19 protein-coding genes are annotated in these 19,687 nt (G+C 65.3%); 16 read left to right on the forward strand and 3 right to left on the reverse strand.

The annotated features are described in order from the left end of the window. Positions 1 to 3 precede the first annotated feature (3 nt). The 7 genes from AC3WOB_RS16725 to flhF all read left to right on the forward strand — a co-directional run bounded on the left by AC3WOB_RS16725 (position 4) and on the right by flhF (position 10,105). Positions 4 to 1,062, forward strand: a complete 1,059-nt coding sequence (locus tag AC3WOB_RS16725; RefSeq protein WP_013393378.1) for a protein-glutamate methylesterase/protein-glutamine glutaminase — start codon at positions 4 to 6, stop codon at positions 1,060 to 1,062. 50 nt (positions 1,063 to 1,112) lie between these two features. Then, positions 1,113 to 1,502, forward strand: a complete 390-nt coding sequence (cheY, locus tag AC3WOB_RS16730; protein WP_013393379.1) for a chemotaxis response regulator CheY — start codon at positions 1,113 to 1,115, stop codon at positions 1,500 to 1,502. Between the two features lie 8 nt (positions 1,503 to 1,510). Further along, on the forward strand, positions 1,511 to 2,143 hold the full coding sequence (cheZ, locus tag AC3WOB_RS16735) for a protein phosphatase CheZ (protein WP_013393380.1): 633 nt from the start codon (positions 1,511 to 1,513) through the stop codon (positions 2,141 to 2,143). 220 nt (positions 2,144 to 2,363) lie between these two features. After that, on the forward strand, positions 2,364 to 3,911 hold the full coding sequence (locus tag AC3WOB_RS16740; protein ID WP_492275657.1) for a methyl-accepting chemotaxis protein: 1,548 nt from the start codon (positions 2,364 to 2,366) through the stop codon (positions 3,909 to 3,911). Positions 3,912 to 4,097: 186 nt separating this feature from the next. Then, entirely contained in the window at positions 4,098 to 5,252 is a 1,155-nt protein-coding gene (gene flhB, locus AC3WOB_RS16745) for a flagellar biosynthesis protein FlhB (protein WP_492275658.1), read from the forward strand. A 3-nt stretch (positions 5,253 to 5,255) separates the two neighbouring features. Then, complete coding sequence (gene flhA, locus AC3WOB_RS16750; RefSeq protein WP_013393383.1) at positions 5,256 to 7,376, forward strand: flagellar biosynthesis protein FlhA; 2,121 nt, start codon at positions 5,256 to 5,258, stop codon at positions 7,374 to 7,376. Further along, a complete protein-coding gene (gene flhF, locus AC3WOB_RS16755) occupies positions 7,373 to 10,105 on the forward strand; it encodes a flagellar biosynthesis GTPase FlhF (RefSeq protein WP_492275659.1) in 2,733 nt (910 codons plus the stop codon). The genes flhA and flhF overlap by 4 nt, the downstream gene beginning before the upstream one ends. 129 nt (positions 10,106 to 10,234) lie before the next feature. Here the strand turns inward: flhF and AC3WOB_RS16760 are convergent, their stop codons facing one another. From AC3WOB_RS16760 to flgA, 3 genes are all read right to left on the reverse strand, one after another. Continuing rightward, entirely contained in the window at positions 10,235 to 10,714 is a 480-nt protein-coding gene (locus AC3WOB_RS16760) for a flagella synthesis protein FlgN (RefSeq protein ID WP_041655503.1), read from the reverse strand. Between the two features lie 31 nt (positions 10,715 to 10,745). Further along, positions 10,746 to 11,039: a flagellar biosynthesis anti-sigma factor FlgM gene (gene flgM / locus AC3WOB_RS16765; protein WP_013393386.1), complete on the reverse strand. Its 294-nt coding sequence runs from the start codon at positions 11,037 to 11,039 to the stop codon at positions 10,746 to 10,748. A 129-nt stretch (positions 11,040 to 11,168) separates the two neighbouring features. Continuing rightward, positions 11,169 to 11,882 (reverse strand): flagellar basal body P-ring formation chaperone FlgA, encoded by a 714-nt coding sequence (gene flgA / locus AC3WOB_RS16770; protein ID WP_013393387.1) that lies wholly within the window; start codon positions 11,880 to 11,882, stop codon positions 11,169 to 11,171. A 177-nt stretch (positions 11,883 to 12,059) separates the two neighbouring features. Here flgA and flgB point away from each other — a divergent pair, with 177 nt between their 5' ends. The 9 genes from flgB (at position 12,060) to flgJ (ending at position 19,662) form a co-directional block, all read left to right on the forward strand. Continuing rightward, positions 12,060 to 12,467, forward strand: a complete 408-nt coding sequence (flgB, locus tag AC3WOB_RS16775; RefSeq protein ID WP_013393388.1) for a flagellar basal body rod protein FlgB — start codon at positions 12,060 to 12,062, stop codon at positions 12,465 to 12,467. A gap of 22 nt (positions 12,468 to 12,489) precedes the next feature. Beyond that, a complete protein-coding gene (flgC, locus tag AC3WOB_RS16780; RefSeq protein ID WP_013393389.1) occupies positions 12,490 to 12,909 on the forward strand; it encodes a flagellar basal body rod protein FlgC in 420 nt (139 codons plus the stop codon). Between the two features lie 20 nt (positions 12,910 to 12,929). Beyond that, positions 12,930 to 13,628: a flagellar hook capping FlgD N-terminal domain-containing protein gene (locus tag AC3WOB_RS16785; protein WP_013393390.1), complete on the forward strand. Its 699-nt coding sequence runs from the start codon at positions 12,930 to 12,932 to the stop codon at positions 13,626 to 13,628. Between the two features lie 70 nt (positions 13,629 to 13,698). Next, complete coding sequence (locus tag AC3WOB_RS16790) at positions 13,699 to 15,198, forward strand: flagellar hook-basal body complex protein (RefSeq protein ID WP_492275660.1); 1,500 nt, start codon at positions 13,699 to 13,701, stop codon at positions 15,196 to 15,198. 37 nt (positions 15,199 to 15,235) lie between these two features. Continuing rightward, on the forward strand, positions 15,236 to 16,000 hold the full coding sequence (locus AC3WOB_RS16795; protein WP_013393392.1) for a flagellar basal body rod protein FlgF: 765 nt from the start codon (positions 15,236 to 15,238) through the stop codon (positions 15,998 to 16,000). 65 nt (positions 16,001 to 16,065) lie between these two features. Then, complete coding sequence (flgG, locus tag AC3WOB_RS16800) at positions 16,066 to 16,851, forward strand: flagellar basal-body rod protein FlgG (RefSeq protein ID WP_013393393.1); 786 nt, start codon at positions 16,066 to 16,068, stop codon at positions 16,849 to 16,851. Further along, a complete protein-coding gene (locus AC3WOB_RS16805; protein ID WP_041653448.1) occupies positions 16,851 to 17,540 on the forward strand; it encodes a flagellar basal body L-ring protein FlgH in 690 nt (229 codons plus the stop codon). Before flgG ends, AC3WOB_RS16805 begins: the two co-directional genes overlap by 1 nt. A 2-nt stretch (positions 17,541 to 17,542) precedes the next feature. Next, positions 17,543 to 18,679, forward strand: a complete 1,137-nt coding sequence (locus AC3WOB_RS16810; RefSeq protein WP_424238444.1) for a flagellar basal body P-ring protein FlgI — start codon at positions 17,543 to 17,545, stop codon at positions 18,677 to 18,679. A gap of 5 nt (positions 18,680 to 18,684) precedes the next feature. Beyond that, complete coding sequence (gene flgJ, locus AC3WOB_RS16815; protein ID WP_013393396.1) at positions 18,685 to 19,662, forward strand: flagellar assembly peptidoglycan hydrolase FlgJ; 978 nt, start codon at positions 18,685 to 18,687, stop codon at positions 19,660 to 19,662. Positions 19,663 to 19,687 lie beyond the last annotated feature (25 nt).

Raw genomic sequence — 19,687 nt, forward strand, 5'->3', positions numbered from 1 at the left:
AAAATGAAGAAAATTAGCGTTTTGTGCGTGGACGATTCGGCGCTGGTGCGCGGGCTGATGACCGAGATCATCAACAGCCAGCCGGACATGGAAGTGGTCGCGACCGCGCCCGATCCTCTGGTGGCGCGTGAACTCATCAAGCGCCACAACCCGGACGTGCTGACGCTGGACGTGGAAATGCCCCGCATGGACGGGCTGGATTTCCTCGAAAAGCTCATGCGCCTGCGGCCCATGCCGGTCGTGATGGTGTCGTCGCTGACCGAGCGCGGCGGTGAAATCACGCTGCGGGCCCTGGAACTCGGCGCCATCGACTTCGTTACCAAGCCCAAGCTGGGCATACGCGACGGCCTGCTCGAGTACACCGAGATCATCGCCGACAAGATACGCGCGGCCTCGCGCGCCAAGTTGAGGGCACCCGCAGCGCATGCCGCACCCGCCGCGCCGGCGCCCATGCTGCGTCGGCCGCTGTCCAGCTCGGAAAAGCTGGTCATCGTCGGCGCCTCCACGGGCGGCACCGAGGCGATCCGCGAGGTCCTGCAGCCGCTGCCGCCGGACAGCCCGGCAATCCTGATCACCCAGCATATGCCGGCGGGCTTTACGCGCTCCTTCGCGCAGCGCCTGGATGCGCTGTGCGCGGTGACCGTGCGCGAAGCCGTGCACGGCGACCGGGTGCTGCCGGGGCACGTGTATTTGGCGCCGGGCGGCGACATGCACATGCGCCTGGGGCGCAGCGGCGCCAACTACGTGATCGAACTCGAAGCCAGCGAACCCGTCAATCGCCACCGCCCGTCGGTGGACGTATTGTTCAATTCGGCAGCGGTCGCCGCGGGCAAGAACGCCATCGGCGTCATCTTGACCGGCATGGGCAAGGACGGCGCCGCCGGCATGCTGGCCATGCACCGCGCGGGCGCGCACACAATTGCGCAGGACGAAGCCAGCTGCGTCGTCTTCGGCATGCCGCGCGAGGCGATCGCCTTGGGCGCTGCGGATGAAGTGGTTTCGTTGTCGGCGATAAGCGAACGCATTCTGACTCGCCTGGGCGACCGTGGGCACCGCGTCTGACGCGCAAAGCTCCCCGATCGGTCCAAGGCAAATTTTTTCTGGAGTAGAAGATGGTAGACAAGGGCCTGAAGATTCTGGTGGTGGATGACTTCCCCACCATGCGGCGGATCATCCGCAACCTGCTCAAAGAGCTGGGTTTCGAGAACGTGGATGAGGCCGAAGACGGCGCCATCGGCCTGGAAAAGCTGCGCAACGGCGGCTTCCAGTTCGTGGTGTCGGACTGGAACATGCCCAACCTCGATGGTCTGGAGATGCTCAAGCAGATCCGCGCCGACGCGGCGCTGGCCTCGCTGCCGGTGCTGATGGTGACGGCCGAGGCCAAGAAGGAGAACATTGTTGCCGCGGCCCAGGCCGGCGCCAACGGCTATGTGGTCAAGCCTTTCACGGCGGCGACGCTGGAAGAGAAGCTCAACAAGATCTTCGAGAAAATCGCCGGTTGAGGTGAGCCATGAGTACGACCGAACATGAGAACCCGGGCGAATCCCCCGATCTGATCCACCGCATTGCGTCCCTGACGCGCATGCTGCGCGACAGCATGCGCGAACTGGGCCTGGATCAGGCCATCAAGGACGCTGCCAACGCCATACCCGATGCTCGCGACCGTCTGCGCTACGTGGCGCAGATGACGGAGCAGGCCGCCAATCGCGTGCTGAACGCCACCGAGCAGGCCGGCCCCATCCAGGACGGTCTGTCGCGCTCGGCGCAGGCGCTAGATGCGCGCTGGCAGCAATGGTACGACCAGCCGCTGGAGCTGCCTGAGGCGCGCGAACTGGTGAAGGACACCCGCGCATACTTGCAAGACGTGCCGAAGCAGGCGCAGCAGACGCAGTCCCAGCTGATGGAAATCATCATGGCGCAGGATTTCCAGGACCTTACGGGCCAGGTCATCATGCGCATGATGGACGTGGTGGGCGCGATCGAACGCGAACTGCTGCAGGTGCTGCTGGACAACGTCCCGCAAGAACGCCGCGACGAGGCCAACAGCCTGCTCAACGGTCCGCAGATCAGCCCGCAAGGCAAGACCGACGTAGTGACCAGCCAGGACCAGGTCGACGACCTGCTGGCGAGCCTGGGCTTCTAGCCAGGAATCGCGCCGCCGGACATGCCCTCCGGCGGCCTCCCTTCCTGATGGTGCCGGCGGCGCATGAACGTATTCCCTAGGGGCGTAAACAGCGCCTCATGGATAGACTCCCCTCCAGAATAATAAATAGGGGCCGTGCAGCGTGAATCATGGCGCGCAGTGCGCGCCAGGCAACGGATGCCCATAGAAGGCGATCCGGGCCGGCACAAGGAGGTTGATCGTGGCCAGATCCGTATTCCGTCTGGGAGGCATGTGGAATTTGTTGCGGCGGCTCAATCGCGGCGACGCGACGCTGTCGGAGCGCACTTTATCCTTTAGTCCGGCCGTTTGGCCGCTGTACGGCTTCATGGCGCGCCTACGCGGCCGCATCATGACCGTCCGCCAATCCAGCATAGAAATCGCGCTGAATGCCGCGCGCACGCAGTTCCAGGCGGGCCATTGCTCGCTCCTGGCGCAGGAGCAGGCGCGCGCCGCCGACGCGCTCGCGGCCAGCGGCGCGCAAATCGCCGCGCTGTCGGCATCAACTTCCACCCATGCGCGCGAGATCGCCGAGGTGTCGGCGCAGAATCTGCAGGCGGCGCAGCAGGCGTTGGCCGAGCTGTCCGACGTCAAGGCGCGGGTGGAGCGCATGACGCGCGAGATGGCTGCCTTCACCGAGGTGGTCGGGCAGTTGACTGGCCGCGCCCATTCGGTTGGCGACATCAGCAAGCTGATCAAGGAGATCGCCTTGCAGACCCAGCTGCTGGCCTTGAACGCCGGGGTCGAGGCGGCCAGGGCGGGAGATGCGGGGCGTGGCTTCGCCGTCGTCGCCAGCGAGGTCGGGCGCCTGGCCGAGCGCGTGAACTCGGCCACCAGCGATATCGGCCGGCATACGACCGAGATGCTGGAGCTGGTGGAAACGACCGAGCGTCAGACCGGCACGCTGCGCGAGGATGTCGACACCTCAGGCGAGGTGCTGGGCCGCACATGCTCGGGTTTCGAGCGTTTCGTGCGGGATTTCGACAGCATGAACCGTCAGGTCGGCGATGTGGTCCAGGCCATCGGCGAGGTGGACTCCACCAATCACGGCATGAGCGAGGACGTGGGGCGGATCGCGGCGTTGAGCGCCAACGTGCTCGAGCGTATCGGCAGCATGTCCGGCGAAATCGACCGTATCCGCCGCCAGACGGAGAGTGTGCAGGAGGTCCTGGCCGACATGCGCACCGGCAATACTGCTTTTGATGGCCTGTCCGAAACCGTCGAAGCCTTCCGGGACGCCGCGGCCAACCTGCTGGAGGACGCCAGGAGCCGCGGGGCCGATGTGTTCGACCGGCATTACCGGCGCATTCCGGGCAGCGAACCGGCGCGCTACCACACCAGCTACGACCGGCAGATCGACGAATCCGTGACCCGGTTGCTGGACAGCGTGCTGGATGGCGTGCCGGGCGGGATCTACACGATTCTGGTGGATAACAGGGGTTACGCGCCGGCGCACAATCTGCGTTTTTCCCAGGCGCCGACCGGGGATCCGAAACAGGATATCGCGCGGGTGCGGAACAAGCGCATCTTTGACGATCCGGTGGGTTTGCGCCTGGCGACCAACACTGGCGGAATGCTGCTTCAGACTTACTCGCGCGACACGGGCGAAATCGTCAACGACATATCCATTCCGCTCTATCTGGGGTCGGAGCATTGGGGCGCGGTAAGGATCGGCCTGGATTTCACCCGCTTCCAGGCGGTCGCGGGCGAGGGCGAGGCCGGCGGCCTGGCGGTCGCCGCCGGGGCCTGACGCGGCGGGTCTTCACGGGCCAGGGCGCGTTCCAGGCCGGGTTGGAACGCGCCGCCTGGAACGCATCCGGGAATAGCGCCGCTTTCCCCCCGTTTCTTGGCTTATCGCCCAAGCCCGGGGCCTCCTAGAATCTCGGCGGGCAGCTCGTCATTCCAGCATCCGCGAGCCGCAACGATACCGCAGAGCATGGCCGAAGAAAGCGACCTCGAAAAGACCGAAGCCGCCTCTCCCAGGCGCCTGGAAAAGGCGCGCGAGGAGGGGCAGATTGCGCGTTCCCGGGAATTGGGGACGTTCATGATGCTGGCGGCGGGCGTGGGCGCCATCTGGGCGGGCGGCAGTTCGCTCTACCGCACCCTGACCGGTGTGCTGCGCAACGGCCTGGGTTTCGACCAGCGCATCGTCGCCGATCCCGGCGTGATGGTCGAGCGGGCGGTCGAGGGTTTCGGCGAGGCCTTGCTGGTGCTGCTGCCCATTTTTGGACTGCTGGCGGTCATCGCGGTGCTGTCCAGCGTGCTGCTCGGCGGCCTCGTCATCTCCGGCAAGCCCCTGCAGTTCAATTTCTCCAAGCTCAGCCCCATTTCCGGGGTGAAGCGGATGTTTTCGTCGCAGACGGTGGTGGAGCTTATCAAGGCGCTGGCCAAGGCCCTGCTGGTGGGCGGCGTGGCGGTCTGGGTCATCTGGCGCTATCACGACGACATGCTGAGCCTGATGCACGTGGCGCCGTCGGCGGCGCTGGTCAAGGCGCTGACGCTGGTGGCGATGTGCTGCGCCTTTATCGTGGCTTCGCTCATCGTCATCGTCATGCTGGATGTGCCGTGGCAGATCTGGAGCCACCTGAAGAAGCTGCGCATGTCCAAGGAAGACGTGCGCCAGGAGCACAAGGAAAGCGAAGGCGACCCGCACGTGAAGGCGCGCATCCGGCAGCAGCAGCGCCAGGCGGCGCGGCGCCGCATGATGTCTGAAGTGCCGAAGGCGGACGTAGTGGTGACCAACCCCACGCATTATGCGGTGGCCTTGAAGTACGACGAGGAAAAGAGCGGCGCGCCGCGAGTGCTGGCCAAGGGCACCGGCCTGATCGCGGCCAAGATCCGCGAACTGGCGGCCGAAAGCCGCATCCCGACATTGGAAGCGCCGCCCCTGGCGCGCGCATTGCATCAACACGTGGAGATCGGGCAGGAAATCCCGGCCGAACTCTACACCGCGGTGGCAGAAGTGCTGGCGTGGGTCTTCCAGCTGCGCTCCTGGCGGGCTGGGTGGGGCGCCGAACCTACGGTCCCGACCCGGTTGGCCGTGCCGGCCGAGCTGGACCCGCAAGCCAAAACCGCAGCACAAGGAGCTTAAGGAATGAGCGCTTTGCTCACCATGTTGAAGAGTAGCGGGGCCACGCATGCGCGGCTGCTGGCCGGGCCTGTCCTGATCGTGATGGTGCTGGGCATGATGGTCCTGCCCCTGCCCACGTTCCTGCTCGACCTGCTGTTCACCTTCAACATTGCGTTGTCCGTGATGATCCTGCTGGTTGCGATGTTCACGCGCAAACCGCTGGACTTCGCCGCGTTTCCGGCCGTGCTGCTGTTCGCCACGCTGCTGCGCCTGTCGCTGAACGTTGCCTCCACCCGGGTGGTGCTGCTCAACGGCCATACCGGTCCGGACGCGGCGGGCAAGGTCATCGAGGCCTTTGGCCACTTCCTGGTCGGCGGCAACTTTGCCGTGGGGATCATCGTCTTCGTGATCCTGACCATCATCAACTTCATCGTCATCACCAAGGGTGCCGGCCGTATTGCGGAAGTGGGCGCGCGTTTCACCCTGGACGCGATGCCGGGCAAGCAGATGGCGATCGACGCGGACCTGAACGCCGGCCTGATCGGCGAAGACGAGGCGCGCAAGCGCCGCGCGGAAGTCTCGCAGGAATCCGACTTCTTCGGCTCGATGGACGGCGCCAGCAAGTTCGTGCGCGGCGATGCCATCGCCGGCCTGTTGATCATGGCGATCAACATCATCGGCGGCCTGATCGTGGGCGTTGCCCAGCACGACATGTCGATGGGCGATTCGGCGCGCGTTTATACGCTGCTGACCATCGGCGACGGGCTGGTGGCCCAGATTCCGGCGTTGGTGATTTCCACCGCTGCGGGCGTGGTGGTGTCGCGGGTGTCGACCGACCAGGACATCGGCCAGCAAATCATCAGCCAGCTGTTCTCCAACCCCAGCGTGCTGTTCCTGACGGCCGGCATCGTCGGCATCATGGGCCTGATTCCCAACATGCCGCACGTCGCCTTCCTGACCCTGGCCGGCGTGCTGGGCTGGGGGGGCTGGGTGCTGTACAAGCGGCAGACTGCGGCAGCGGCGGCCGCCGCGGAGGTGCCGCCGCAGGCGATCACGCAGGCGCAGGCCGCCGCCGCCGAGGCCAGTTGGGACGACGTGTCGATGGTGGACCAGCTGGGTCTGGAGGTCGGCTATCGTCTGATTCCGCTGGTGGATCACGCCCAGAACGGCGAACTGCTGCACCGCATCCGCAGCCTGCGCAAGAAGTTCGCGCAGGACGTGGGCTTTCTGCCGCCGGTGGTGCATATCCGGGACAACCTCGAGCTCAAGCCCAATGATTACCGCATCCTGCTGTCTGGCGTGGAAGTCGGCCATGGCGTAGCCATGCCGGGGCAATGGCTGGCGATCGACCCGGGCGGCGTGACCATGCCGATCAAGGGCACGCCCACGACCGACCCCGCTTTTGGCTTGCCGGCGCTGTGGATCGACGGCAGCCTGCGCGACCAGGCGCAGGTGGCGGGCTACACGGTGGTGGATGCCGGCACCGTGGTCGCGACGCACCTGAATCACCTGATGCATCGCCACGGTTCCAACCTGCTGGGTCGCCAGGAAGTGCAGCAATTGCTGGACCGTATCGGCCGCGACGCGCCCAAGCTGGTCGAAGACCTGGTGCCCAAGACCTTGTCGCTCACGGCGCTGCAGAAGGTGTTGCAAGGCCTGCTGTCGGAAGAGGTGCCGATCCGCGACATGCGCACCATCATCGACACCTTGTCCGAGCATGGCCCGCGCCTGGCGGCGTTGGCCGCGGGTACGGGCAGCCAGCCCGACATCAACGAACTGATCGCCTTGACGCGCCGTTCGCTGGGTCGCGCCATCACCCAGCAATGGTTCCCGGGCGAGGGCGAGCTGCGCGTGATCGGCCTGGACGTGAAGCTGGAGCGCGTGCTTTCACAGGCCATGACGACCAGTGGCGGACTGGAGCCGGGGCTGGCCGATACCTTGCTGCGCGAAGCGCAGGCCGCGGTCGAACGCCAGGAATCGCAGGGCAACGCGCCGGTGCTGCTGGTGTCGCCGGTCTTGCGCGCGCCTTTGTCGCGCTTCTTGCGGCACCACCTGCCGCAGCTGGGCGTGTTGTCGAATACGGAAATACCCGATGAGCGCATGGTGCGTGTGACCGCGCTGATCGGCGGAGGTAATGGGGCATGAAGATAAGCCGATTTTTTGGGGCGAACAGCCGCGATGTGATGCGCCAGGTCCGGCAGGTGCTGGGCCCGGATGCACTGATCGTGTCGAACCGCAGCGTCGATGGCGGCGTGGAGGTTCTGGCCACTGTCGAGGGCGCCTTCGATGACACGGCTCATGAGTCTCCTGCACGACAGGAAGCCGCGCCATCCCGGCCGGCCGATGTTCTTCCGCAGGCGCCTGTCAGCGTTCCGGCGGGCGTGCGTTTCGATGTCCCGGATCCGGCGGCGCTCCCGTTGACGCCGGCGCCCGCCATGCCACCCGCCGGCTACCCGGCGCCGTCGCGTTCGATTGCTGCCTACCAAGCAGCCTATGCTTCCTCGACGCAGGCCGAAGACGAGACGCCGCCGGTTGCGCCGCCGGCAGCGGTGCCTGCTCCGGCTGCGCCCGTCCGTGTCGAATTGCCATCCTTGCCGCCGTTGCGCGAGACGCCGGTTGCGCGAGCCGCCGCCTCGACCGCTGCTCCCGCGGCCTACGTGCCCGCAGCGCCTCAGTCCGCAGCCGGGTCTTCCATGGCCCGCATGCCCGATGTGCCGCTGCGCCAGCCTCCGATGGCGCCGCCGGCCGCGTTGCCTTCCGATGCCGCAGCCGGCTTGCAGGACGCCATCAGTGCGCTGCGCGGAGCCTTGGAAAGCCGCATGGACGGGCTGCTCTGGGGCGGGCGCCAGGGGCCGGGCCGGGAGCCAGCAGGCGCCGCGTTGTTCCGCAGCCTGCTGGACGCGGGTTTCAGTACCAAACTGGTGCGCACCCTGGTCGAGCGTCTGCCCCAGGGCATGACGCAGGAAGCGGCGCTGAGTTGGGCCCGCAACGAACTGGTAACCCACTTGCCGGTGCTGCGGTCCGAAGACGAGTTCCTGGCCGGCGGCGTGTATGCCCTGGTCGGGCCGACCGGCGTTGGCAAGACCACCACGCTGGCCAAGCTGGCTGCGCGCTGCGTGGCACGCGAGGGCCGCGAGCAGGTCGCGATGCTGACCACCGATAATTTTCGGATCGGCGCGCTGGAACAGCTGCAGATCTACGGACGCCTGATGGGCGTGCCCGCCCATTCGGTGCGTGATGCGGGCGAACTGCGCCGCATCCTGGCTGAACTGGGCAGCCGCAAGATCGTGCTGATCGACACCACTGGCATCAGCCAGCGAGACCGACAGGTGGCGGAACAAGCGGCAATGCTGTGCAATGCGGGCAAGCCGGTGCGCCGGCTGCTGGTGCTCAATGCAGCCAGCCAGGGCGACACCCTGGACGAAGTGGCGCACGCCTATCGCAATGGCGTGGGCGAGGACGTAGCTGGCTGCATCATTACCAAGCTGGACGAGGCCACCCGCCTGGGCGCGGCGCTGGACACGGCCATCCGCCATCGCCTGCCAATCCACTACATGTCGGTGGGGCAGAAAGTACCCGAACACATGGAACTGGCCCGGGCCGACGTGTTGATCGACCGCGCCTTTTCCATGGTCGAACGCGCCCGCGCGCTATACACCCCGAGCGAGGCCGACCTGGCGACGCTGGTGTCCGCATCGCGCGAACCCGAAAGCGCGGATCCTGCCCGCAAGCGGCAATTGCTGGCTTCCGCGATCCTGAGGCCGCAAGGCGGCGCGGGCTCCATCGAGGCTGCGCAAAACCTGGACGACGCTATCGTCTGGCTGGAAAGCGATCCGGCCTGCGTGCAGGCCCGTGCATCCTGGCGCGATTATGTCGCAGACGGTTCGGGCGCCAGTCTGACCGCCCTGGGCGACGAGCCCTTGGCGATGATCGGCCGTGAATTTTCCTCGGTCTGTGGACGGCATCTGCTTGCCATGCATGGCAAGGCTCCCTTGAAGGGTGAGGGTTTGCCGGGAGGAGCGTTGCTGGGCACGCTGCTGATGAGCGATCGCGGCACGGCCCTGGCAGCGCCCGCGCAGCAACTGGTTCTGCCGCACGGCATGCTGTCTTCGTTCGCGCCTACCGCGCCGGCCCAGCCGGATGCGGCCCAGGCGTTGCAGGCTCGCGTGCGCTGGTTGGCGGAAAAACTGGCGCGCGTGCCGGTTGTGCACATGCTGGAGGCCGGCACTTCCGCCTTGTGGCAGACCTTGAGCGAACAAGGCGTCGCCTGGGTGGCGCGCAGCGCTGGCGGCCAGCGCGTGGTTCAGGATGACTGCCCGACCAATCTGAATGCCGTGGGCAAGAGCGTGGGTTATCTGCCTGTCGGCCAGCCCGGTGACATGCCCGGGCTGCATAGCGTCCAGGGTAGCAAGCGCGTGCCCCTGGCATTGTGGGCCTCCGGTACGGAAGTGACGTTGCCGGGCCGCAGCGGCGGCGTATCAGTGCGGCTGGTCTGCGCCCGCCTGATCGACACGGTCAGTGGCGAGGTGGCCGGACAGCTGTTCGGCATGACCAATCTGCCCGCGTCCCAGGCGGACGCCGCCACAGTGGCGCGCTGGCTGGTGCTGCAAGACGAGGCCAAGGCGGGATTCCGCTATATGGCGAACGCATGGCAGGCTCTGCCGGCCGTGGACGGCGCGCATGCATTGGCACGCCAATCGCTGATGGCCGGGCAGATGGGCGCGGCATGCTGGCAGTTGGCGCATACGCCGGCGGCGGAAGTGCTGCGCGGGCCTCTGTCGGGCATCATGGGAACGGATCGCAAGCTGTCCGGGCGCATGTTGCCGGTCGCGTTGCTGAAGTTGTACGCGATGCTGGAGATGACTGCGGCCTGAAGAGAGCCGCTGTTTGATGGGTTGCGCGCGTTAAAGAACTGGCGCTCTTGCGCAAGAACATGCGCGCTGCAACGCAATCTGCGGATTGCGCCGCGTTGTGCAAGCGCTGCTGTTCAACCGTGTTGTGGTTCAGCCGGCCACGATGGGCTTGCGGCCCGGGGCGGTGCGTGCGCCGCGACCGCGGGCGTCGTAGGTGGACAGGGCGCCGCCAGCGGCGCCCATGTTGCGCAGCGCGTCCAGCGATTGCTGCGTATAGCGCAGATGCACGTCGATGAGCGCGCCGTTGCGCATATTGATTTCGTTGGCGGATGCCGATTTGCTCAACAGGGCCTGCCACACGCCTGACAGCTGCGGGTGCAGAACGGCCGCCTGCTCCGTGCCGGCGTGTCCTGCCGGCAGGCCGATTTCCGCGAGCAGGGAGTCGCGGGCCTGGCTCAGGTCCACGAGCTTGCGGGCGACCTCGCCCTTGCGTTCAGTGATTTCCTGCAGCGTGCCGACGCTTCCCAAGCCCACTAGCACTTCGGTCTCTTCTTCCAGAATGGCGGAGAACTCGGTGATCAGGGTATCTTCCTGCCGCAAGCAGGATTGAAGGGATTCGACGGTGCTCATGGTCATGCTGTTCGGCTCGAGAGGTTCGGGGTTACTTCAGCAGATCGCGGGCGCTGGCGATCAGACTGTCCGCAATGCGGCCGGTGTCGATCTTCAACTGACCCGAGGCGATGGCGGCGCGGATGGCGGCCACGCGTTCGACGTTGATGTCATTGGAGCCGTCCTGCAGCGCCAACAGCTTGCGCGACGCTGAGCTCAGCGCCACCTGCGAGCTGCTGGAGCCGCTGGCGCTGCCCGCGCCATAGGCCTGGGCAACGGCCGAGTCGGCGCGAGGCGCGACGGTGTCAGCCGATAGGGGGCGGTTGGTGGTGGAATTGATCTTCAAGATTTTCTCCGCGGGGCGTCCAAGGTCGGTTGTGCGACGGAATCGCCTACTTATGCCTCAGTAACGGCAGGGCCGGAAAGAACTTTAGGGGACGGGCGGTGTATGGTGCGATGCGACATGTAACAACAATTACAGTTGTATTTCGACCAGGCTGGCGTTGCGCACCACGCCGCTGACGACTTGGCCGCCCGCGGTGCGCACCTGCACGGTGGCGCCCGGCGCCGCGTTGTCGAGTGCCTGCCCTTCGCTGCTGACCACGAAGCCTTTGCCGCGCGCGTTGATGCGGACATTGGCGCCGCGCAGCACCGATTGTGCGTTGCGCAACCCGGAACTCCGCACCGCTTGCCCGGCATTGATCCGGTGCACCGCCGTCATCCCCGCCACGGCTTGCGGATCCGTAATTGCGCCTGGGGGCAGGGCGATCAGGTCGCCGTCCCGCGGCGCGAGGTCGTCCGGCGTCAGCGCCTGTCCTGCCGCAATCAGCCGCGCGGCGACGTAATAGTGACCCGGCACGCTTACCGTTGCCTGGACATAGGCCGTCCAGGGTTTGGGCGCGTTGCAGCGTACCCCAACCGTCATGCGCGAACGCAGTTTCATGCCTGACGGCATAAATGGGGACATGGCGTCGCAGGGCGCCAGGCGTTCTGCGCGCGGCGGGTCGATCGCGACCGACGGCTGTCCGGGCAGGCCAGCCAGCTGATCCAGCAGATAGGTCTGCGCCACGAGGGCGATCGCCTCGGGTGCCTGAGTTGCCGCTTCCTGTCCCTGCGCGGCAGCCAGGGGCAGCAGCAGGGCGGCCAGGCAGCCGGCGCGCGCGCGGAGTCGGGTTGCGGATATTTTCATGATGGATGAATTGTAGAAGTCCGCGGCATTCGGCAATACGTGAATTGGATGAGAAATGACGGGTTATTTGGCTGATTGTGTCGAGCCCCTGGCCCCTATGATGCCGTCATCCAATGGGATAACGGTCTGTCCGGCGTCCCTCGTTTTATCTGAATTGCAACGCACCAAGGCGCTCCGATGCTAGACAGGCTTAATGAAGATTTCCGCTTCTTCCAGCAGTCCCTGGGACTGCGCGCGCAACGCCAGGAAGTGCTGTCGTCGAACATCGCCAACGCCGATACGCCCAATTACAAGGCGCGTGATTTCGACTTCAAGACGGCAATGGCCAACGCCATGGAAGGCACCAAGCGCCTGCCCGATACCTCGCTCACGCTGACGTCCGCGCGCCACATTCCGGCCAAGGCCGTATCGCAGGGCCCGACGGAACTGCTGTACCGCCTGCCGTACCAGCCCAGCATGGACGGCAATACGGTGGACATGGACATCGAGCGCGTGCAGTTCGCGGATAACACCCTGCATTACCAAAGCACGATGCAGATGCTGTCTGGCCGTATCCGGACCATGATGGCCGCAATTCAGGAATGATTTTTAAAGGGAGCGGCAGGCAATGTCCTTGTTGAGCATTTTCGATATCGCCGGTTCGGCGCTCAGCGCGCAATCGCAGCGCATGAACGTGGCGGCCAGCAACATGGCCAACGCCGACAGCGTGGTCGGCCCCGATGGCAAACCGTACCGCGCCCGCCAGGTCGTGTTTCAGGTGAATCCCCCGGCGGGCCAGGCCTTGGGCCAGGAGATCGGCGGCGTGCGCGTGGCTGGCGTGATCGAGGATCAATCGCCCTTGAAGCAGGTCTACGACCCGCAACACCCGTTGGCCGACGCGCAGGGCTACGTCAGCATGCCCAATGTCGACCCGGTGGCTGAAACCGTGAACATGATCGCGGCCTCGCGCTCGTACCAGGCGAACGTGGAAGTGCTCAATACCGCCAAGGCCCTGATGCAGAAGACGCTGACCATCGGCCAGTCCTAATTTCCGGAACCCGTGTATCCATGACCACTATCGACCAATCGACGAGCAAGACCGGCCTGGGCCTGGCGCAAACCGGCGCCAACGGCAGCAGCACGGCCCAAGGCCTGCAGGACCAGTTCCTGAAGCTGCTGGTGACCCAGCTGCAGAACCAGGATCCCCTGAATCCGATGCAGAACGCCGAGCTGACCTCCCAGCTGGCCCAGATCTCCACCGTGGAAGGCATCACCAACCTGAAGAACACCATGCTCGCCATCAGCGGGCAGATCGATGTTTCTCAGTCGATGAATGCCGTGGCCATGATAGGCAAGGGTGTGCTGATCCCCGGCTCCAAGATCAAGTCCGGCGTGGATGCGGCGAATCCCGAGGCCCGTGTTGTTACTCCCTATGGCCTGGACCTGCAGGGCGACGCCCAGAAAGTGCAGATCCGCATTTCGGACGCGAACGGCGCGGTGGTGCGTACGATCGAAACGACGGACCAGAAGCCCGGCGTGTACACGCTGTCCTGGGATGGCAAGAACGATAGCGGCGTTGTGCTGGAGCCGGGCGCGTACACCGTGTCCGTCATGGCCACGGATGCCGACGGCAAGAAGGTGAATGCAGAAGTGCTGAGCTACGGCCAGGTCAAGAGCGTGGCGTATTCCACCGAAGGCCTGCGTCTGGATCTGGGCCTGGACGGCCAGACCAGCATGCTGGATGTGCGCAAGGTAATCGGCGCCTGAAGCGGGCGCAATGTATCGGTGCCGGCGCATGGGCGGCGGCTTCCCTAGTTAAAGATTAGCGAGAAAAAACATGGGTTTCGGACAAGGATTGAGCGGCTTGAACGCCGCGGCGCAGAACCTGGACGTCATCGGCAACAACATCGCCAACTCCGGCACCGTCGGCTTCAAGTCGGCGACTGCATCGTTCGCCGACGTCTACGCCAGTTCGCGCGTCGGCCTGGGTGTGAAGGTCGCGGCCATCAACCAGCGCTTTACCGTGGGTACGGTGAACGGCGGCGGCGGCGAATACGACATTGCGATCGACGGCGCCAAGGGCATGTTCCGCGTCACTGACCAGAGCGGCGCGGTGATGTACACCCGCAACGGCGAATTCCTGGTCGACAAGAACAACTTCATCGTGAATGCCCAGGGGTATCGTCTGACGGGTTATCCGCCGGGCTCCGTTGGCGCGAATCCGGTTGAGTTGCAGCTGCCCACGGCGAACGTGGCTCCGCTAGCGACATCCACGGGTACCACCGTGGCCAACCTGAACGCCAACGCGAAAGTCATCTACGAAACGGATACGCAAACCAAGGCGGCTGTCCCCGGGACGGTCACGCTGGGCGCGGCGCCTGGCACGGTGTACACCTTCACGCGTGACGGCACGGGAACGGCGACACTGGTGGATACCGTACCGGCTGGTGGTGCGCTGCCCGCCGCAGGCTCCACCTTCACCGTCGGTACGGAAACGGTAACCGTGGGCGCGGGTGGCGTTATCACGGGCGGTGATCTGTCGAAGATGGGGGCGTTCACTGAGTACACGGCGGCTGTCGTCGAAACTGGCAAGCCATTCGACCCGAAGCTGTCCAACACCTATACCAACGCCTCGCCGATGACTGTGTTTGACTCGCTGGGCAACTCCCACCAGGTCATGCAGTATTTCGTGAAGCGCCCGGCGGCCACTGCGGACACCAGCACCTATGACGTCTACTACACGATCGACGGCCAGGCCATGGCGCCGACCACCGAAGCGGCCGGCGTCTGGGGCAACCCGCAGAAGTTCACGTTCAACAAGGCCGGCGTGATGACCAGCGCGCCTGTTGTCAACCTGTCCTTCGCCACCCCGGGTGGCGGCACCACGCCAGCGGATCCGATCAACATCGCGATGAACTACGCGGGCACCACCCAGTTCGGCAGCGCCTACAAGCTGGTCGCCAAGCCGGATGGATACGCTTCCGGCGAGTTCAGCGGCATCAATATCAGCGGCGACGGCAGCATCGTGGCCAGCTACACCAACGGCGAGACCCAGATCGTCGGCACCATCGTGCTGGCCGACTTCTCCAACCTGCAGGGCCTGCAGCCCGTGGGCAACAACGCCTGGACGGAAACCTCCGCCTCCGGCCAGCCCATCCTGGGCCAGCCTGGCAGCAACGGCCTGTCCAAGGTCGTGGGCCAGGCCACCGAGTCGTCCAACGTCGACATGAGCAAGGAGCTGGTCAACATGATCATTGCCCAGCGCACCTATCAGGCCAACTCGCAAACCATCAAGACCCAGGACGAAATCATGCAAGTCCTGATGAACCTGAAGTAAGCCTGGCAGGCAAGTGACGACACCGACGGAATAGGCAATGGACCGTATCATCTACACCGCCATGAATGGCGCGGCGCGCATCACCGAGCATCAGGCCGCGCTTTCCAACAACATGGCCAACGTGAACACGGCGGGTTTCCGCGAGCAGATCGCGTTGTACCGCTCGGTGCCGGTCACGGACGGGACGAGTCTGCCCACGCGCGTTTCGACGGTGGCGTCCACGCCGCGCAACAGCTTCCAGATGGGCAATATGCAGACCACGGGCCGGGACCTGGATGTGGCCTTGTCCAGCGAGCGCGGCTGGATCGCCGTGCAGACGCCGCAAGGCGAAGCCTATACCCGCGCCGGCGGCCTGCAGGTCGGCATCAACGGCCTGCTGCAGACCTCGCTGGGCCAGCCTGTGCTGTCGGATCAGGGCGGTCCCATCGACATACCCGACCAGGCTGCCCTGACCATCACCGCCGACGGCACCATTACCGCCATCGGCGCCGGCGATGCGCCGAACAACATCCTGAACCTGGGCCGGATCAAGCTGGCCAGCCCGCAGAACGATCAGCTGGTGCACGGCGACGACGGGGTGTTCCGCATGGCGCCCGTCAACGGCCAGCCTGCGCCTCCGGTGCCGGCCGATCCCAGTCTGCGGCTGTTGTCGGGCGTGCTGGAAGGCAGCAACACCAATCCCATGGCGGCGATGGTGGGCATGATCGCCAACGCCCGCCGCTTCGAGCAGCAGATGCAGGTGATCCAGCAGTCGGACCGCAACGCCGAACGCGCCAACGGCATCCTGTCGGTAAGCGCCTGATACGGCAACTGAACTAGAAACAATTTTCGCGCGCGGCCGGGCCGCGCCACCAGGAGTACTACATCATGATGCGTTCGCTGTGGATCGCCAAGACGGGCCTGGAAGGTCAGCAGACCTCCATGGACGTGATTTCGAACAACTTGGCCAACGTCTCCACCAATGGTTTCAAGCGCGGCCGCGCCGTGTTCCAGGACCTGATGTACCAGACGCTGCGCCAGCCCGGCGCCCAGGTCGGCGACGCTACCCAGCTGCCGTCCGGCCTTCAGCTGGGTACCGGCGCGCGCGTGGCCGCGACCGAGCGCATCCACACCGCAGGCAACCTGAACAACACCGGCAGCGAGATGGACATCGCCATCAACGGCCGCGGCTTTCTGCAGATCGAATTGCCCGACGGCACCCAGGCCTATACCCGCGATGGCGCCCTGCAACGCGACCAGAACGGCCAGCTTACTACCGTCAGCGGCTATGTGATCCAGCCGCCGATGAACATCCCCGACAACGCGCTGTCGATCTCGATCGGCAACGACGGCATCGTCTCGGTGACGCAGCCTGGCGCTGCCGGCATCAACGTGCAGATCGGCCAGTTGCAGATCGCGACGTTCATCAACCCCACCGGCCTGCAGAGCATCGGCGAAAACCTGTACCTCGAAACCGACGCATCGGGTCCCGCCAACCTGCTGCAGCCGGGCGTGGACGGCGCGGGTTCCATCATGCAGAAGTACGTCGAAACCTCCAACGTCAACGTCGCTGAAGAACTGGTCAACATGATCACCACGCAGCGCGCCTACGAAATGAACAGCAAGGCCGTCAAGACCTCGGACGAAATGCTGGCCCGCCTGACCCAACTGTGATGTCCATGTCTGTCCTGCGCCTGGTATCGAGTGCGGCACTGGCTATGCTGGTGGCCGGTTGCGCCATGATCCCGCCCGAGCCTATCGTGACCGGGCCGACCACGGCCGCGCCGCCGCCGCCGGCCGCGCCGATGGCGCAGCCCACGGGCTCGATCTACCAGCCGACCACCTACGGCAACTATCCCTTGTTCGAGGACCGTCGGCCGCGCAACGTGGGGGACATCGTCACCATCGTCCTGAACGAGAAGACCAACGCCTCCAAGAACGTCGCCACCAATACCAACCGCAGCGGCAGTGCCAGCCTGGGCATCGCCGCGGCGCCGTCCTTCATGGACAGCTGGGCCAACGCCAACCTGAACACCGACGCCAAGGGCGGCAACGTGTCGCAGGGCAAGGGCGACAGCACCGCGAACAATGCCTTCACCGGCACCATCACCACCACGGTGGTGGGGGTGATGTCCAACGGCAACCTGCAGGTCGCGGGTGAAAAGCAGATCGCCATCAACCGGGGCAGCGAATTCGTGCGCTTCTCGGGGGTGGTCGACCCGCGCTCCATCACCGGCACCAACACCGTGTCGTCCACCCAGGTGGCCGACGCTCGCATCGAGTACCGCAGCAAGGGCGTCATGGACGAAGTCCAGACCATGGGCTGGCTGCAACGCTTCTTCCTGATCGCTTCGCCGTTCTGAACATGAAACAACCGAATCCGATATCCGCCTTGTTGTCCTTGTTGGCGCGCGTCTGCGTTTCGGTCGGGCTGGTGGCCGGCGCAGGCGCGGCTCATGCCGAGCGGCTCAAGGACCTGGCTTCGATCCAGGGCGTGCGGGGCAACCAGCTGATCGGCTATGGCCTGGTGGTGGGCCTGGATGGCAGCGGCGACCAGGTGCGCCAGACGCCATTTACCCAGCAAAGCCTGACCAATATGCTGTCCCAGCTAGGCATTACGGTGCCCGCCGGCAGCAATATGCAGCTCAAGAACGTGGCGGCCGTCATGGTCACGACCACCTTGCCCGCATTCGCCCGGCCGGGCCAGACCCTGGACGTGGTGGTTTCGTCCATGGGTAACGCCAAGAGCCTGCGCGGCGGCACCTTGCTGATGACCCCGCTCAAGGGCGCCGACAGCCAGGTCTACGCCATCGCCCAGGGCAACATCCTGGTGGGTGGCGCGGGCGCTTCCGCCGGCGGTTCGAGCGTGCAGATCAACCAGTTGAACGGCGGCCGCATCAGCGCGGGCGCCATCGTCGAGCGGGGCGTACCCACCACGTTTTCGCGTGACGGCTACATTCATGTGGAATTGAACAATACCGATTTCGGTACGGCGCAGAATGTGGCCATGGCGCTGAACCGCAAGTTCGGACAAGGCACCGCCACCGCGCTGGACGGCCGTGTCGTGCAGGTGCGCACGCCCATGGAGCAGGCCTCGCAGGCGCGCTTCCTGTCGCAGGTGGAAGACCTGCAGGTGGCGCGCGCGCCCACGGTGGCCAAGGTCATCATCAATGCCCGCACGGGTTCGGTCGTCATGAACCGCACCGTCATGATCGAAGAAGCCGCCGTCGCGCACGGTAACCTGTCGGTCATCATCAACCGTCAAAACCAGGTGTCGCAGCCCGACACGCCGTTCACGGAAGGGCAGACGGTAGTGGTGCCCAATACCCAGATCGAAGTGCGGCAGGAAAACGGTTCGCTGCAACGGGTGAGCACCAGCGCCAATCTGGCGGATGTGGTCAAGGGTCTGAACGCCTTGGGCGCCACGCCCCAGGACCTGCTGGCGATCCTGCAGGCCATGAAGACCGCGGGCGCCTTGCGCGCCGAACTGGAAATCATCTGACGGCCATGGCGTACACCAACGATGCGGCGCGCGGCGCCAGCCGGCAGGATTCGGTCTTTGACATGGGCCGTTTGTCGGATTTGAAGCGCGACGTCAAGAAGGACCCGGAAGGGACCGAACAGCAGAAGCAGGTGGCCAAGCAGTTCGAGGCCCTGTTCCTGCAGATGATGGTCAAGCGCATGCGCGAAGCCACCCCCAAGGAGGGGCTGTTCGATTCGCAGCAGACCCAGATGCTGCAGTCCATGGCGGACGAGCAGTTGGCTTTGCACCTGGCGTCGCCTGGCATCGGCCTGTCCGGCGCCATTCTGGCGCAGATGCAGCAAGGCAAGCCCGGCGAGCTGGGCGCGGATGCGGTCAAGCGCCTGGGAGAGGGCGCTGACCCCGATTTCCGTTCCGCGGGTTCGCGCGAAGTTTCGGCGTTGCTGAACGTGATGCGCAACAACAGCGCCCAGAACCGGGCGCTGGCCGCGGCGGAAGGCGCGCCAGACCATGTGGTCGCCTTCGTTTCCAAGATGTCGCGCGCGGCCAATCTGGCTTCGCAGCAAAGCGGCGTGCCCGCGCGTCTCATCATGGGCCAGGCGGCGCTGGAGTCGGGCTGGGGTAAGCGCGAGATCAAGCACCAGGACGGCAGCACCAGCTACAACCTGTTCGGCATCAAGGCGGGATCCAGCTGGAAGGGCCAGGTCGTCAATGTGCTCACCACCGAATACGAAGACGGTGTGGCGAAAAAGGTGACGCAGCCCTTCCGTGCCTACGCTTCCTACGAGGAATCGTTCGCGGATTATGCCCGCCTGATCGGTAACAGCCCGCGCTACGAGGCCGTCACGCAGGCGCGCAACGAGATCGAGGCGGCGCGCAAGATCCAGGCCGCGGGCTACGCGACGGATCCGCAGTATGCGCAAAAGCTGATCGGCGTCATGGGTCAGCTACGTGGCGCGGCATCCAAGGTGGAAATTTCTCGCCAGATGTTGGAAGGACTCTAAATTCGGATCATCTCCTGCCGTTAAT

Source organism: Achromobacter sp. FW305-C-30-7 (genome assembly GCF_058783105.1).

What these genes read in the sequence shown, in the direction of transcription:
- AC3WOB_RS16725 (WP_013393378.1), top strand. Translation starts at nt 4, where the DNA reads ATGAAGAAAATTAGCGTTTTGTGCGTGGACGATTCGGCGCTGGTGCGC.
- cheY (WP_013393379.1), top strand. Translation starts at nt 1,113, where the DNA reads ATGGTAGACAAGGGCCTGAAGATTCTGGTGGTGGATGACTTCCCCACC.
- cheZ (WP_013393380.1), top strand. Translation starts at nt 1,511, where the DNA reads ATGAGTACGACCGAACATGAGAACCCGGGCGAATCCCCCGATCTGATC.
- flhB (WP_492275658.1), top strand. Translation starts at nt 4,098, where the DNA reads ATGGCCGAAGAAAGCGACCTCGAAAAGACCGAAGCCGCCTCTCCCAGG.
- flhA (WP_013393383.1), top strand. Translation starts at nt 5,256, where the DNA reads ATGAGCGCTTTGCTCACCATGTTGAAGAGTAGCGGGGCCACGCATGCG.
- flhF (WP_492275659.1), top strand. Translation starts at nt 7,373, where the DNA reads ATGAAGATAAGCCGATTTTTTGGGGCGAACAGCCGCGATGTGATGCGC.
- AC3WOB_RS16760 (WP_041655503.1), bottom strand. Translation starts at nt 10,714, where the DNA reads ATGAGCACCGTCGAATCCCTTCAATCCTGCTTGCGGCAGGAAGATACC.
- flgA (WP_013393387.1), bottom strand. Translation starts at nt 11,882, where the DNA reads ATGAAAATATCCGCAACCCGACTCCGCGCGCGCGCCGGCTGCCTGGCC.
- flgB (WP_013393388.1), top strand. Translation starts at nt 12,060, where the DNA reads ATGCTAGACAGGCTTAATGAAGATTTCCGCTTCTTCCAGCAGTCCCTG.
- flgC (WP_013393389.1), top strand. Translation starts at nt 12,490, where the DNA reads ATGTCCTTGTTGAGCATTTTCGATATCGCCGGTTCGGCGCTCAGCGCG.
- AC3WOB_RS16785 (WP_013393390.1), top strand. Translation starts at nt 12,930, where the DNA reads ATGACCACTATCGACCAATCGACGAGCAAGACCGGCCTGGGCCTGGCG.
- AC3WOB_RS16790 (WP_492275660.1), top strand. Translation starts at nt 13,699, where the DNA reads ATGGGTTTCGGACAAGGATTGAGCGGCTTGAACGCCGCGGCGCAGAAC.
- AC3WOB_RS16795 (WP_013393392.1), top strand. Translation starts at nt 15,236, where the DNA reads ATGGACCGTATCATCTACACCGCCATGAATGGCGCGGCGCGCATCACC.
- flgG (WP_013393393.1), top strand. Translation starts at nt 16,066, where the DNA reads ATGATGCGTTCGCTGTGGATCGCCAAGACGGGCCTGGAAGGTCAGCAG.
- AC3WOB_RS16805 (WP_041653448.1), top strand. Translation starts at nt 16,851, where the DNA reads ATGTCCATGTCTGTCCTGCGCCTGGTATCGAGTGCGGCACTGGCTATG.
- AC3WOB_RS16810 (WP_424238444.1), top strand. Translation starts at nt 17,543, where the DNA reads ATGAAACAACCGAATCCGATATCCGCCTTGTTGTCCTTGTTGGCGCGC.
- flgJ (WP_013393396.1), top strand. Translation starts at nt 18,685, where the DNA reads ATGGCGTACACCAACGATGCGGCGCGCGGCGCCAGCCGGCAGGATTCG.